The organism is Bradyrhizobium sp. (assembly GCF_019244115.1).
Lineage (GTDB): Bacteria > Pseudomonadota > Alphaproteobacteria > Rhizobiales > Xanthobacteraceae > Bradyrhizobium.
This window is the reverse complement of the sequence record NZ_JAFATE010000741.1, coordinates 19,385-34,376: the sequence shown is the minus strand read 5'-3', so window position 1 is coordinate 34,376 and position 14,992 is coordinate 19,385. Positions and strand designations below refer to the sequence as shown.

Annotated in this window: 11 protein-coding genes and 1 pseudogene; 2 read left to right on the top strand and 10 right to left on the bottom strand. The window is 63.7% G+C overall.

Annotated elements, in window-relative coordinates; genetic code table 11:
- Nucleotides 1–397, top strand: a 397-nt coding sequence (locus tag JOZ76_RS31985) for a tyrosine-type recombinase/integrase (RefSeq protein WP_291705384.1), incomplete at its 5' end; no start/stop codon positions are given.
- Nucleotides 398–795: 398 nt separating this feature from the next.
- Here JOZ76_RS31985 and JOZ76_RS31980 read toward each other — a convergent pair.
- The gene (locus JOZ76_RS31980; RefSeq protein WP_291705383.1) at nucleotides 796–1,425 is read right to left on the bottom strand and encodes a hypothetical protein; all 630 of its coding nucleotides are present in this window, start codon (nucleotides 1,423–1,425) and stop codon (nucleotides 796–798) included.
- Between the two features lie 116 nt (nucleotides 1,426–1,541).
- Between JOZ76_RS31980 and JOZ76_RS31975 the strand changes: the two genes are divergently transcribed.
- Entirely contained in the window at nucleotides 1,542–2,441 is a 900-nt protein-coding gene (locus JOZ76_RS31975; protein WP_291705382.1) for a LysR substrate-binding domain-containing protein, read from the top strand.
- A 44-nt stretch (nucleotides 2,442–2,485) separates the two neighbouring features.
- Here the strand turns inward: JOZ76_RS31975 and JOZ76_RS31970 are convergent, their stop codons facing one another.
- The 9 genes and pseudogenes from JOZ76_RS31970 to JOZ76_RS31930 all read right to left on the bottom strand — a co-directional run bounded on the left by JOZ76_RS31970 (nucleotide 2,486) and on the right by JOZ76_RS31930 (nucleotide 13,246).
- Nucleotides 2,486–3,973, bottom strand: a complete 1,488-nt coding sequence (locus tag JOZ76_RS31970; RefSeq protein ID WP_291705381.1) for an amidase — start codon at nucleotides 3,971–3,973, stop codon at nucleotides 2,486–2,488.
- 10 nt (nucleotides 3,974–3,983) lie between these two features.
- Complete coding sequence (locus JOZ76_RS31965) at nucleotides 3,984–4,787, bottom strand: FAD binding domain-containing protein (RefSeq protein WP_291705380.1); 804 nt, start codon at nucleotides 4,785–4,787, stop codon at nucleotides 3,984–3,986.
- Between the two features lie 13 nt (nucleotides 4,788–4,800).
- On the bottom strand, nucleotides 4,801–7,188 hold the full coding sequence (locus JOZ76_RS31960) for a xanthine dehydrogenase family protein molybdopterin-binding subunit (RefSeq protein ID WP_291705379.1): 2,388 nt from the start codon (nucleotides 7,186–7,188) through the stop codon (nucleotides 4,801–4,803).
- Nucleotides 7,189–7,190: 2 nt separating this feature from the next.
- The gene (locus JOZ76_RS31955) at nucleotides 7,191–7,679 is read right to left on the bottom strand and encodes a (2Fe-2S)-binding protein (RefSeq protein WP_291705378.1); all 489 of its coding nucleotides are present in this window, start codon (nucleotides 7,677–7,679) and stop codon (nucleotides 7,191–7,193) included.
- A gap of 31 nt (nucleotides 7,680–7,710) precedes the next feature.
- Nucleotides 7,711–8,817 (bottom strand): ABC transporter ATP-binding protein, encoded by a 1,107-nt coding sequence (locus JOZ76_RS31950; protein WP_291705377.1) that lies wholly within the window; start codon nucleotides 8,815–8,817, stop codon nucleotides 7,711–7,713.
- Nucleotides 8,818–9,684 (bottom strand): ABC transporter permease, encoded by an 867-nt coding sequence (locus tag JOZ76_RS31945; RefSeq protein WP_291705386.1) that lies wholly within the window; start codon nucleotides 9,682–9,684, stop codon nucleotides 8,818–8,820.
- A 32-nt stretch (nucleotides 9,685–9,716) separates the two neighbouring features.
- Nucleotides 9,717–10,595: an ABC transporter permease gene (locus tag JOZ76_RS31940; RefSeq protein ID WP_291705376.1), complete on the bottom strand. Its 879-nt coding sequence runs from the start codon at nucleotides 10,593–10,595 to the stop codon at nucleotides 9,717–9,719.
- 83 nt (nucleotides 10,596–10,678) lie between these two features.
- Nucleotides 10,679–12,021, bottom strand: a pseudogene (locus JOZ76_RS31935) (ABC transporter substrate-binding protein).
- A 298-nt stretch (nucleotides 12,022–12,319) separates the two neighbouring features.
- Nucleotides 12,320–13,246: an MBL fold metallo-hydrolase gene (locus JOZ76_RS31930; protein ID WP_291705375.1), complete on the bottom strand. Its 927-nt coding sequence runs from the start codon at nucleotides 13,244–13,246 to the stop codon at nucleotides 12,320–12,322.
- Nucleotides 13,247–14,992: the final 1,746 nt, after the last annotated feature.

Here is a 14,992-nt window from a genome sequence, read left to right as displayed (position 1 = left end):
GGATCTGGAGCAGGCACTGGCGGCAACGCCGCGCAAGCACGTCTGCGTCCTCGTCACCGAGTGGGGGAAGCCCTTCAGCGTGGACGGCTTCTCCGGCTTCATGCGCGATTCCATCAAGGCCGCTGGAATCACCGACCTGACGTGCCGGCCGCACGGGCTCCGCAAGACGCTGGGGCGGCTCCTCGCCGATGCTGGATGCAGCGCGCACGACATCATGGCAGCGCTCGGCCACAAGACCCTGGCCGAGGCCGAGCGCTACACGCGCGAGGCCGATCGCAAGCGCGGCGGCAAGCGCGCCGTGGTGGCGCTCAACGAACATCGGGCGAACAAATCTCCCCAAACCACTCCCAAGCGTTTGGGGAAAATCGCTAAAAGCGAAGGGAAAACAACGTCGTGATTAGGCGGGTGGCGCTCCCTAGGGGAATCGAACCCCTGTTCCAGCATTGAGAGGGCCGATCCGTAGTGCTCATCGCAAACGAGTTGGCGGCAGCCCGTGTGCGCCGATGCCTAACACATTGTGGAGAGCAGCCCGCTAGAACGGTTCGCGAAAACACCGTTTGAAAAACCGTTTGAGTTTGGCGTTCTCAAACGGTGAACATCGCTAAACTATTGATTTGCTTGGTGGGCGCACCAGGGCTCGAACCTGGGACCCGCTGATTAAGAGTTAGCGGGTCGGGTTTATCGCAAAAAAAGACCTCCCGTGCCTTGCTCTGCCCTCATCCTTTTCGCGATCAACGAGCTGCTTCATCCAGAAACGAGTCAACAGGCGCGATGCACCCGGAAGCGCTCGGTCGCTCACTCCGACGGCACCCCCCACGCGTTCAGCGTAGCAGGGCCCCAATCGACGCCAGCAGAAATGTGGGCACGGCGAGCGCGCTCCCTACCAAGCGAACAAAACGGGAAACAGGAATTGCTTACAACATTGCTTACGGATTGCTTACTGCCAAACGAGGCGAAATAGAGATTGCTCAACGATTTCAGAATGGTGGGGGAGGTAGGACTCGAACCTACGAAGCCATGAGGCGGCTGATTTACAGTCCCCTCCTTCCCTTTGAAATTGCTCGGGTCTGTAAGCAATGACAGCCATGCGCCGGTGGTTTTCCGACGGGAAGTCACCCCCTGCCGCGCCAGCCGGCACGCAGGTGACGGCATCGCCGGCCCCTGGCCCACATGATCGCGCGTCAAATTTCCAGGCCGTCCGCTCTCGCAGCCGCCGATCAGCTCTTTTTCCTCGATCGGGCGTCCATTGGTCCCGCGCTGATCCATATCGCGCGGACCGCGGAACAATGACCCAAACGCGGACTCGGCCCTGCAAAGGACCGTTGGCTGCTCAAGTGGGGCGACGACCGCAATTTCTTCACCGCCGGCAAGCAGCGGATGCCGCGCCCTCGATCCTCGTTCGAGACGAGAAAACAGATAGACCAAGACCGCAATTCCGCGAATGATGCCTCAAACCGTGAGACGTCACGGGTTACGGCTCGGCTTGGCTAGCACGAAGATTGCATATTTTCTGTGCTGAAACGGACCTCCCTAAACCTGACATGAACCTGATCAGTCTCGACATCCGTATGCTCCGGTCGCTGATATCGGTTGTCGAGACCGGGAGCATCACAGAGACGGCACGACGGCTTGGCCGCACCCAACCCGCCATTACCTTGCAATTGCAGCGTCTCGAAGAGCTCACGGGCAAGCAGCTGTTCCTGCACGGGGGGCGCCGCCTTGCGCTGACGGAGGACGGCGGCACGGTATTGACGTATGCCAAATCCATCCTGCGGCTGCACGACGAATTGATCTCACAGCTCGCTTCCCAGGAGATCGAAGGCCAGGTCGTGCTCGGCACGCCGGACCTCTATGCGGCGTTCATGCTGCCATCGATCCTCTCCGTATTCCGCAAATCCTTTCCGCGCATCCAGGTCGAGCTGAATTGCGCGCTATCGACGCCCTTGGTCGGCCTCGTCAAGCGCGGCGAGGTCGACATCGCACTCGTCACGCGCATGAACGATTTCACCGGCGGCCAAGTGGTGCGGCGCGAGCAGCTCGTCTGGATGACCGGCGACCAGTCCTGCGCGCACCAGGAGCGGCCGGTGCCACTGGCATTGCTGCCGCCGGGAAACATCTATCGCGACTATGCCATCGACAGCATGGAGCGGGCAGGCCTGCGCTGGCGCATTGCCTGCGTCAGCGAAAGCGTGGGCGGTTTGCAGGCCGCAGCCTTTGCAGGGATGGCAGTGACGGTACTTGGCCGCAGCGCGCTGGTTCCCGCGATGCGCGAGATTGGTCCAAAGGAGGGATTGCCGCCGCTGCCGGAGGTCGAATTGCTGCTCTACAAGTCGAGTGGCGCCACGTCGAAGGCCGCGACCGCGTTGCACGATTATCTGGCGCACTATCTGCGCCTCGATGAGCAGCTCGGCAAGAGTGGAATTCCGATCGAAGTGGCGTAGCGTGCCCTCTCTTGTTCGCTCCCCGCGAGCCGCTGCGAGCACCCTCACACCTTCGCGCGCGCCTTCGATTCCCTGCTCTCTTGCGCCGTCAATGGCGGCCAATGCTGCGCCCAGGGCTGCGCCTGCTCGAACGCGGCGGCGATCCGGAAGATCGTCGGCTCGTCGAGCCAGGGAGCTATGATCTGCAGACCGATCGGTAGTCCCTCCTCGTCGAAGCCGCACGGCACCGTGGCGGCGGGAAGACCGGCGAGATTGATCGGCCAGGAGAACGGCGACCAGCCGAGATGCGGATCGACCGCGCGTCCATCTACGCTGCTGACGCCAATCTCGCCGGCCGCGAACGCGGTGATGGCCACCGTCGGCGTCACCAGCGCATCGACCCGCTCGAACAGTTTTTGGAACGCACCGCGCGCCTGGCCGCGGCGATAGCCGGCCGCGATGTAATCGGTGCCGCTGTAGCGCCGTCCGGTGCTGACCACCCTGCGGTACTCCGGCTCGGAGTCCGCGAGATCGTCTCCGGTCTTGCCGCCCACCGCGGCCGCCTGTTCAGTAAAGGCGATCGGCTTCAGCGTGTGTTCGAGGATCTCCGGATCGATATCAGGCCCATCTGCGCTGATCCACGCGCCACAATCTTCCAGGATAGCGAGCGCCCGCGCAAAGCTCGCACGAACCTGCGGACTGACGGCGGCATAACCGAGATCGACGCTGGCGCCGATCCGCAGGCCGCGCAGCGGATGGGGCCTCGCATCGAAGCTGCGCGGCCCGACCGGAAGACTCGCCGGATCGCGCAGGTCATGGCGCGCAATGATTTCGAGAACCAGCGCGGCGTCAGCGACCGTCCTCGCGATCGGGCCGGTATGCGCGAGCGACGCCCAGGACGGCGGCATGAAGCCCGGGGCGCGCGGCACCAGCCCGAAGGTCGGCTTGAAGCCGAACACGCCGCAGAACGACGACGGCACGCGGATCGAGCCGACACCATCGGTGCCGATCGCGATCGGACCGCAGCCCGCCGCCACCGCCGCCGCCGCGCCGCCGCTCGATCCGCCGCTGGTGCACCACAGATTCCAGGGATTGCGCGTCAGACCCGAAACCGGACTGTCCGCCGTCAGCTTGTAGCCTGCCTCGCAGGTCGTGGTCTTGCAGGTGACGATCGCGCCCGATGTCTTGAGCGCCGCGACGACGGCCGCGTCGACATCGGGAACAAAACCCCGGTTGAGCGGCGCGCCGCCATAGGCCGGCACGCCGGCAACGAACACCAGATCCTTGATGGTCACCGGAACGCCTGCCAAAGGCGGCAGCGCGTCGCCCGAGCGCATCGCGATGCTGAGTCGATCAGCCTCGGCGCGCGCCTCGTCGTACATCGGCGTAACCACGATGTTGCACGCGGCATGTACATCCGTCAGCGCAGCGATCGTTTCGTCGACGACGTCACGCGGCGTGAATGCCTTGCGCCGATAGCCGTCGATGATCTCGATCGCCGTAAGCGCGGCAAGGCCGCCTGATGCGCCCGCCCGACCTGAAACTTCGGTCATTCCCAATCCTTCAGGCCGCACCGAGCGCCGTCGCAACGGCGCGTTTCGCCATCACCGTCACCAGATGGGCCCGGTAACCGGCATCAGCATGGATGTCGCTGGTCAGGCCCTCAGCGTCGATCTTGATCGCCGCGATGGCCGTGGGGTCGAACGCCTCGGCGAGCGCGCGCTCCATCTGCGGCACACGAAACACGCCCGACCCCGCCCCTGTCACCGCGACGCGGACGCCTGTGGCGGTCTTCGCAACGAATACGCCGACCACCGCGTAGCGGGAGGCCGGCGCCTTGAACTTGGCATAGCCGGCGGAAAGCGGCACGGGGAAGCGGATCGCCGTGATGATCTCGTTCGGCTTCAGTGCGGTCTCGAACAGGCCGAAAAAGAAATTTTCGGCCGCGATTTCGCGCGCACTGGTAACGATGGTCGCGCCAAGGCCGAGCACGCCGGCCGGATAGTCCGCCGCCGGATCATTGTTGGCGACAGAGCCGCCGATGGTGCCGCGGTCGCGTACCGCCGGATCGCCGATGACAGAGGCCAGCGCGGCGAGCGCGGGGATCTGGCTCTTCACCAGCGGCGACGACGCGACCTCGGCATGGGTCGTCATGGCGCCGATCGTGACGACCGCATTGCCGTTGCTGCAGCCCTTGATATCAGGAAGACCGGCGAGATCGACCAGCGCGGCCGGGGCCGCCAGCCGCTGCTTCAGGGTCGGGATCAGTGTCATGCCGCCGGCCAGCGGCCGGCTCTCGGGCTGCTCGGCGAGCAGGCTGACCGCTTCGGGAATTGCGTTCGGCTGGTGATATGCAAAAGACCTCATCAAAATCCTCCCTTCATTCCGCGGCGATCGGCAACGACGCGTTCTGGATCAGGCGCCAGATCCGGTTCGGCGTCGCCGGCATGTCGACATGGGTGACGCCGAGATGCGCCAGCGCATCGACCACCGCATTGATGACGGCGGCCGGCGAGCCGATCGTGCCGACCTCGCCGCAACCCTTCACGCCCATCGGCGTGTGCGTGCACAGCGTCGAATGGGTCGCGACCTTCATCATCGGCAGATGATCGGCGCGCGGCATGCAGTAGTCCATCAGCGAGCCTGACATCAGCTGCCCGGAGGACTCGTCATAGACCGCGTTCTCGTAGAGCGCCTGGCCGACGCCCTGCACGATGCCGCCATGCAGCTGCCCCTCAACGATCATCGGGTTGATCACCGTGCCGACGTCGTCGACGGCCGTGTAGTCGACGAGCGTTACGGCGCCGGTCTCCGGATCGATCTCGACCTCGGCGATGTGACAGCCGCCGGGATAGGTGAAATTGACCGGATCGTAATAGGCCTGCTCCTCCAGCCCCGGCTCCAGCACCTCGAGTGGATAGTTGTGCGGCACGTAGGCGGCGACCGCGATCTCACCCAGCGTTTTCGCGCGGTCGGTGCCGGCGACCGAGAATTTGCCGGCTTCGAAATGGATATCGGCTTCGCTCGCTTCGAGCAGGTGAGCCGCGATCTTCTTGCCCTTGACGATCACCTTGTCCGCCGCTTTCGACAGCGCCGCGCCGCCGACCACCAGCGACCGCGAGCCATAGGTGCCCATGCCGAACTGCACGCGATCGGTGTCGCCAAACACGATGTCGACATTCTCGAAGGCCACGCCGAGCTTTTCCGACACGATCTGTGCGAACGTGGTCTCATGGCCCTGACCGTGATTATGGGTCCCGATCAGCACGGTGACTTGTCCCGCCGGATGCACACGCACGGTCGCGCTCTCATAAAGGCCACCGCGCGCACCGAGACGCCCGGCGAAGCGCGAGGGCGCAAGCCCGCAAGCCTCGACATAGGTCGAAAACCCAAGCCCGCGGAACTTTCCGCTACGCGCTGAGGCGGCCTTGCGCGTGCCAAACCACTTGACGTCGGCGGCGGCCAGCGCACCATCGAGACAGCCGATTGGATCGCCGGAATCGTACTGCACCAGGACCGGCGTCTGGTACGGATAGGCCTCCTTCGGGATCATGTTGCGGCGGCGCAGCTCGACGCGGTCGATGCCCATGTCGCTCGCGGCGACATCGACGATGCGCTCCAGCACGAAGGTCGCCTCCGGGCGGCCAGCGCCGCGATAGGCGTCGACCGGTACGGTGTTGGTGAAGACGACCTTGACGTTGCAGTAGATCGCGGGCGTCGTGTAGACGCCCGACAGCAACGGCCCGTAGAGATTGGTCGGTATGTTCGGCCCGAAAGTCGAGAGATAGCCGCCCATGTTCGCGAGCGTTTTCACGCGCAACGCGAGGAATTTTCCCTTCTCGTCGAGCGCAAGCTCCGCCTCGGTGACATGGTCGCGGCCGTGGCGGTCCGAAACATAGCATTCCGAGCGGCTCGCGACCCATTTGACCGGCCGCATCACCCGCTTCGCAGCCCAGGTGATGACCGCCTCCTCGCCATAGTGGAATTGCTTGACGCCAAAGCCGCCGCCGACATCGGGCGCCACCACCCGCACCTTGTGTTCGGGCAGCTTCAACACCAGCGCGCTCATCAGGAAGCGCACGACATGGGGGAACTGGCTGGTGGTCCACAGCGTGTGCTGGCCGGTGCCCGGATTATATTCGGCGATTGCCGCGCGCGGCTCCATCGGATTACCGATCAGGCGGTTGTTGACCAGGCTGAGCCGGGCGACATGCGCCGCCTTGCGAAACGCCGTGTCGACCGCCGCCTTGTCGCCGAGTTCCCAGTCGCAGCAGATATTGTTCGGCACGTCGTCGAACAGTTTTGGCGCCCCGGGCCTGACCGCGTCGAGCACGCCGACCACGGACGGCAGCACCTCGTAGTCGACCTTCACGAGCTCCGCAGCCGTGCTCGCATCCTCTACCGTCTCGGCGATCACGAACGCCACCATGTCACCGACGAAGCGGACCTTGCCCTGTGCCAGCATCGGGAACGGCGGCTCCTTCATCGGCACGCCCCGCGCGTCGGTAATGCCCCAGCCGCACGGCAACGAGCCGAGCCCGTCGGCTGCGACGTCCTCGCCAGTCAGGACCGCGATAACGCCGGGCATCTCCAGCGCCGCCTGCTTGTCGATGCCGCGGATGAGGGCATGCGCGTGCGGCGAGCGCAGGAAGACGCCGGCCGCCATTCCCGGCCGCTTGATGTCGGATACGTAATTGCCGCGGCCGGTGAGAAAACGCTGGTCTTCTTTGCGCCGCGGTGATGCGCCAATCCCGATGACATTGCCCATGGTCACTCTCCCGATCCGGCGCCGTGCATGGCAGCCGTGCCCGCCATCACGGCCAAGACGATGTTCTGGTAGCCCGTGCAGCGGCAGATATTGCCTTCGAGGCCGCGACGGACCTCGGCCTCCGTGAGCGCAGCCTTGGCGTGGGCGAGAGCGATCGCGCTCATCACCATGCCGGGCGTGCAGAACCCGCACTGCAGCCCGTGATGCTGGCGAAACGCCTCCTGCATCGGATGCAGCTGGTTCGATCCCGGAGCGCCCTGCAAGCCCTCGATGGTGACCAGTGATTTGCCCTGGAGCGCCGGCGCAAGAAGCGTGCAGCTCTTCACCGCCAGTCCATCCAGATGCACAACACAGGCGCCGCACTGGCTCGTGTCGCAGCCGATATGGGTACCGGTGAGGTTGAGATGCTCACGCAGGAGCTCGGTGACCAGGGTTGCCGGCTCGACATCCAACGTGACCGGCTTGGCATTGAGCGTGAATGATATCTGCACGGTGAGGCTCCGTTTCTTAAACAAGCAGGATCTAGGCCAGGGCACGCGCGCGGTCAGCGACCCAGGTCGCCAGCACCATGTCGCCGACATTGAGGGGATCGGCAAAGAATACGCGCTCGGGCACATAGGCGACGAACTCGTCATCGGGCACGGTGTCGAGCATGACCTTGACGAAATTGCCCTGGTATTCGATCGCCAGAACCCGGCTCGGCAGCGCGGACGCGTACCCCGGCGGCAGCTCACGGCCCGGCCGGATCAATTCGACGTCGTCGCGGCGGACCGCGATGTCGATGCGGTCGCCGACGCTCAAGCGTGCGCGCGCGCCGAGCGGTACCTCGATTGATCCCTGCATCGGGGGCACGATGACGAAGCTCGCGCCGTTGACCTTCTTGATGCGTCCATGCAGCACGTTCTGGCCGCCGAGAAACTCGGCCACATAGCGGTCGTTTGGCGTGGCGTAGACCTCGCGCGGGGGGCCGGCCTGCTTGATCCTGCCCTGCTCCATCACCACGACGAGATCGGCGAGCGCAATCGCCTCCAGCTGGGTATGGGTGACATGAATGAAGGTAATGCCGAGCTCGCGCTGCATCCGGCGCAATTCCTGCCGCATCTGCACGCGCAGCTGCTCGTCCAGCGCCGACAAGGGTTCGTCGAGCAGCAGGACGCGGGGCTCGGTGATCGCAGCCCGCGCCAGCGCGACGCGCTGCTGCTGGCCACCTGAGAGCTGCGCGGGCAGGCGGTCGGCGAACTGCGTCAGCCTGACCTTTTCCAACATGGCGTCGGCGGCGCGCAGCCGATCCGCCTTCGAGACGCCCCGGACGCGCAGCGCAAAGGTGACGTTGTCGCGCACCGACAGATGCGGGAACAGCGCATAGGACTGGAACATCATCGCGGTGCGCCGCGCGGCCGGCACCAGCCCGACGACGTTCTGCCCGCCGATCAGGATCTCCCCCACACTCGGATCCTCGTGGCCTGCGATCATCCGCAAAATCGTGGTCTTGCCGCAGCCGGAGGGCCCGAGGAAGCAGCAATAGGCGCCGTCCGCGATTCTCAGGTTGACGCCATCGACGACGTTGGTCGCGCCGTCAAAACTCTTGCATACGCCGGCCAGCTCGATGTCGCCACGCTCGATTCTCATTTACGACCTCTCCGGCGGCATGGCGCGGCCACCGCGTTTCTTCTGGATCAGGACGATCGTCCCGAGGCTGACTCCGATGATGATGAAGGAGACGATGGTCGTGACCGTGCCGAGCGCGTAGAGCGAGGGCGAGGTCACGTTCAGCGTCATGCTCCAGATTTCCAGCGGCAGGGTGTTGAGCGAGCCCGCGGTCTGCAGGCTGCGGGCAAACTCGTCGTAAGACAGCGTGAAGCCGAACAGCGCGACCGCGACCAGGCCCGGCGCCAGTACCGGGATGATGACGAGCCAGATGGTCTGCCAACGGCTGGCGCCGAGGTCGCGCGCCGCCTCCTCCCAGGCGTCGTCGAAGCGCGACATCACCGCGAACATCACCAGCACGCCGAATGGCAGGGTCCATGACAGCTGCGCGCCGAGCGCCGAGCCGTACCAGCTGGTTGCGATGCCGAGCGCCTGAAACAACAATCCGGTGCCGAGCCCGAGCACCAGCCCGGGCGCCACCAGGCTGCCGATCATCACATAGAACACGACACCGTCGCCTTTGAAGCGGCGGCGGAAACCGAGGCCGGCCATGAACGAGATCACGACGGTGAGGATGGTGACGAGAATGGCGAGCTTGATCGAGCGGTCGAACGAGCCTTTGACATCGCCGGTGCGCACCTGGGTGAACAGGTCGACGAACCAGTGCAGCGAATGCCCCTTCATCGGGAACACCAGACCGCCGCGGACATCCTGGAACGACAGGATGTAGATGCAGATCATCGGGCCGTAGAGTGCGAGCACGTAAAGCGCAAACAGCGTCGCCAGCGCATAGAAGGTCCAGGGCCGCGCACCGCTCCGCGGCGCGATCGCGCCACGTGCTGCCGGCATTGCGACGCCGTCGATCGTGGTGATCGCGTCACTCATTGCGTGATCTCCCGGCGGATGTCGACGGTGCGCAGGATCAGCGACACGATCGCGATCAGGATCAAGGTCAGCAACACCGCGCTTGCCGCCGCGGTCGGGTACTGCAGCACGCCGACATCCTCGTAGAACGCGCCCACCACCGAGGCCGAACCGCCGCCCGACATCACCTTGACCACGAAGAAGTCGCCCATCACGATCGACACCACGAAGATGGTTCCGAGCGCGATGCCGTTCTTCGACATCGGCAAGACGATCAGCCGCATGATGTCGAACCGGCTCGCAGCGGCGTCGACTGCCGCCTCGATGAGCTTCTTGTCGATGCGCGCCATCGAATTGAAGATCGGCACGATCATGAAGATCGTGAGCTGGTGGACATAGGCGATCACGACGGCTAGGTCGGAGAACAAAAGCACTTCGAGAGGCTGATGGATGACGCCGGTCGCGAGCAGCGCGTCATTGATGAGGCCCTCCTTGCCGAGCAGCGGAATCCACGAGATCATTCTTATGATGTTCGAGGTCCAGAACGGCACCGTGCAGACCAGGAACAGGCCGATCGCAAGCAGCTGGCTGCGGACGTGGAACACCAGGAAATAGGCGACGAGAAATCCGATCGCGAGCGTGAACACCCAGGTCAGGACGGTGAACTTCACCGTGGCGAGATAGAGGTTCAGCGTCAGCGCCGAGTGCAGGATCTCGGCATAGTTCGCCAGCGTGAAGGTAGGTGTCAGGCCACCAAAACCGTCGGTCGAAAAAAAGCTCGCCGCCAGCACCACCAGGATCGGCGCCACGAAGAACGGCACCAGCACGACCACGAGGGGCGAGACGAAAAACCATCCGGCGAGATTGGCGCGTAATGGGCGAAAGGCTGTTTGCATGGTTTGCGTTGCCATCCCGCTAACGACCAGCTTCAGAAAGGCTGGCGGCGCGCGCCGCCAGCAATGAAAGTTGATCGCGAGGACTACGCCACCTTGAAATCGTTCCAGCGCTTGTTCATGTAGGCGGCTTCGTCCATCAGCGTGTTCCAGCAGGAGATGTTGGTGACGCGGTCCAGGAACGAGCCGCCGTCGCGCTTGGTGCCGGACTTCTCCATCGCCACGCCATAGGGATCGTTGATCACCTCCGGCGCCGGCTTGCCCTCGTACCAGAAGTCCCATTCCGCAGGGGTCAGGAACTTCTTCGCGGTCGACGGCACCGGGCTGTAGTACCCGTAGCGCGCGACAAACCCGCCTTGCCATCCCGAGAGATACCAGTTGAGATATTCGTAGGCCGCGTCGAGCTTCTTGCCGGAGAGATGCTTCATCAGCCCCATGCCGTTGCACCAGCCGCGATAGCCTTCCTTGCCGTTCTTGACGTTGACCGGCGCGTAGACGCAGGGAATCTCCTTCACCCGCACGGCGGCGACCGCCGGCGACCACATCGACTGGATGACGACCTCGCCCGCCGCCATCAGTTGCACCGACTGGTCGAAGGTGGTCCAGGTTGCGCGGAACTGGCCTTCCTTCTTCAATTCGATCAGCTTGTTGCAGGTGAAGTCGATCTCCTCCTTGGTCATGTTGCCCTTGTTGCCGTACTTGATCAGGCCCGCGCTCTCAAAGCACAGCGCCGCGTCCATGATGCCGATCGCCGGCACGTCGAGGATTGCGGCCTTGCCCTTGAATTTCGGATCGATCAGGTCCTTCCACTCGGTGACCTCGTGGCCGACGAGATCGGGCCGATAGCCGATCGAGTCCGCGTTATAGACCTGCGGCAGGAAGGTGGCCCATTCGGTGATGCCTTCATGCAGATCGGTCGCGTCGGGTTTTTCGATATACATCGCCTCATAGGGCGAGATGCCCTGGCGCGGGATCTTGTGGCCGTCGATCTCGCCCTTGGTGAAGATCGGCAGGATGTTCTCGAACTCCTTGATCTTCTTGACCTCGATGCCCTGGATCACGCCGCGCTTGGCCGCGAGCTTGGCCTGCCAGCCCTCGAGATCGGCGATATCGACGGTATTGGGCTGGCTGATGAAGCGGTTGATCGCGGCCGACGTATCCAGGTTCTGCATCGTGACCTTGAAGCCGAGATCCTTTGCAGCCTGGTCGCCGATCGCCTTCACGACGGAATAGGAGACGCCGACATGGCGCAGCTCGATGTCCTTGATTTCCTGCGCCCAGATGGTGGGGAAGCCACGGATCGCGTCCGATCCGGCCGCGCGGCGCCGGCGAGCGCGGCGCCCGCTTTCAGCAGTGAACGGCGGCTCAGCTTTCCCGGGCGTGATTTCGTTCCGGCACTATCGTCGCTGGACCCCTTTGTCTCAACCATGGCAACCCTCGTTGGTTACGATGAACTGCGCAACGATCCGACCGATCGATTGCTGCTCGACTTGCAAGGAGGTTATCGACGGACATTTTCGAAGTAAAATTGGAAGGGAAAATCGGCTGCATAAGCCGGACTAATGTCCTTGTGCCGTGCACGTCATTTCGGCAGCCAGCATAAGAACGCGCCACAGAGCCCGGCTTGCGTACAATTCGACGAAGTCGCGTCAAGAAAGGTGACGTCGACAGTATGACGTGTAACCGCCGGGCATCGCGTTGCACGGAGCGCCGCGCTCCTGCGCCAATCAGATCACGATGTGATCGAAATCATTCGCAACCCGGCTGTTCGGAAACCTCTTGGTCGCCACCGCCAATATTTCCTCATCGCCGTAGCGTCCGGAAATGTGGGTCAGGATGAGCAATTGGAAATTGTTGGTCGCCGCAAGAGTAGCGGCCTCGGCCGCGGTGAGATGTCCGTAGTCGCGCGCAATAAGCGAATCACGATCGAGAAACGTGGCCTCTATCACCAGCAGATCGGCGTCGCGGACCCATTCGGCCAGACCCTGGGTGGTTTCGGTATCGCCGACCACGACGAGCTTCTTGCGTCGTTCGGCAGGCCCGAGCACGTGTTCTGGATCGACCGTCCTGCCGTCATCGAGCATGACGGGCTTTCCTTCCGCGAGATCCTTCCGCACCGGGCCGTCCGGTACTCCGAGGGCTGCCAAGCGGTCTGGTCTCAGATGACGCGGTGCACGACTTTCGAAGCAGAATCCGAAGCTGTCGGTCTCGCGGCGGCGGACCGGGAAGCAGCCGATCGTGAAGTCGCCGACGTCGAGGACCTGGCCGGTCGTCAGCGGGACCAGCGCAAGCGGAATGGGCGCCCGCCCCTTCCCCCACAGGCCCCCGAGCATTCGGACGACGACGTCGAGGGTGAAGATCCAGCGCTTGTGGTTCGCCGGATCGATATGCCACTCGGTCGCGAGGCCAGGCTTGATGTCGGAGGCCCTGTCGCCCTGGGACAGATCCCAGTTGATCAAAGCGTCGTACAGATTCCAGCCGACAAATCGAAAGCCCTCAAAGCCCTGGTCTGGATTGCCTGTCGTTGTCGGCAAATCGCCCGCGGTCATCGCCACCGTCAGAACGCCGGCTGCCCTGGCCGATGTCGTGGGAGCGATCAGCCCTCCGACAATGAGGCCGGCGATTGCGCCGCACCAGGAGAGAGGGCAGAACACGTCATTGTGCCTCCGCTGTCTACACGCGACACCGCTTGTCAGCATGCCCCGCTGCGGCGCAGCATAGCCGGAGGTATCTCGTTAGCAAGCAGCACTAATTTGCTTTTCTTGATCAATGTTTGTGCAGTGGCCGCACATCGCGGCAGCCTGGAAGTTAAGTAGGCGGCAGCTAAACGTGTGTTACGGAAAGCGCGTGCAAAATCGTGGCCAGTGGTAGCGGGGGAGCGCTACCGCCTTTCCCCACACCAACCAAACCTGCGATATCTCATCAATCCTTCGCATGAAGCAGGTATGAGCCTGCCGCAAGGTCAGCTGCTTCGACAATGCACCGATGGAGAAGTTCTTCCATACCCTGCAGACCGAGTTCGTCTATGATTGCCACTATGAAAACCGTGCTGCGGCCCCACGCGATACCTTAGCCTTCAACGAGTGCTTCACAATCGAGCGCGGCTCTCTTCCGCGATCATATATTCTCGCGGTCCAGTTGGAGCTAGACGGCGAAAACTCTTGCAAGGCGAGGCCGGACCGTACATCGGGGCGCATTCGCCGCTCGCCGGACGCCAAGTCCGCGGTAGTGCGATAAGGAAAATCGCATCGGAGGCATCGCCAGACTGTCTCGTGTGTGGCAAACCCATCCCCTAAGCTCGGCCAGGCTGGGCGGAGTGCCGCTTGTCAGGCCTGATTGGCCTTCCATTGTTAATAGTGGAGCCTGCATTGAGCCAAACTTCCGGGTTTCAGAATGGTGAGCACGCCCGCCTCCAAGTTCTTGGGAGGACGAGGATCGAGTCTTCTGCTGAATACGGCGTTCGGGGACCGATGGGAACTGGCGCTCGAATTGGCGGTTCGGCCCTCGCGGAGCGCCCGCATCCGGCCCTTGTCGGTCGTCTCGCACATGAACATGGATTGAGGGACGAACTCGACAGTGCCTGGGCGCTGCGGCCGCTCGAGCTTCTCAGTCAGGGCGGCCGGCCCATGCAGGTGCTGGAGGATCCCGACGGCAAACCACTGGAACGCCAGCTCCTAGCGCCCGCGAACCGCCTGACGGAGGCCGGGGGCTACAGCCTGGGCGGGCGGCTGCTGGCGCTCCGGATCGGCCGACGGCGGTGGCCTTGGTCCAGAACACCATGCGGTCGGCCTCTATCACGGGCTGTCGGACGCTGGCATCCTTCCGGGCCGCGAGCTGTCCATCGTCGGCTCCGACCAGAGTCCGAATGGCGATTTCCTGCGGCCGTCCCTGACCCAGTTCCGGCTGTCCCTTACCGAGCTCGCGAGTGGCTGGGCGGCCAGATCATTGCGCTGATCGAGGCGCGGCGCGCCGGTCGGCAGGTCCGGCATACGCATAAGATCTGCCGGGGGAGAGCGCCAAGCCTCCGGCCCAGTAAGGCAGCGGCTCAGGCCTTCGCACAGGCGGCCGGTTTCACTGCACGACGGTCGATATTCATGAGTTTTCGTCAGCCGCCGGGAGCGTGAGCTGAAACACGGCCCCGCCACGATCAGCATCCGCCCACGCCGGCCGCCATGGGGGCGTCGATGATCGACTCGCAAATCGACCGCCCGAGTCCCGTCCCGCTCGGCTTTGTCCTGTAAAATGGTTGAAAACTCGGTCGAGGTATTCGGGCTGCGCGCCGCCCCAGCCATCCCGCAGATCCCAGATCAGCGCGTCCGCGTCCTTTACCGCGCCTTGAGAGAGCAGATATTCAAGAGCCGCTGGTAGATGGAGCCGGGCGCGCCGTCTCTTGGACTCAA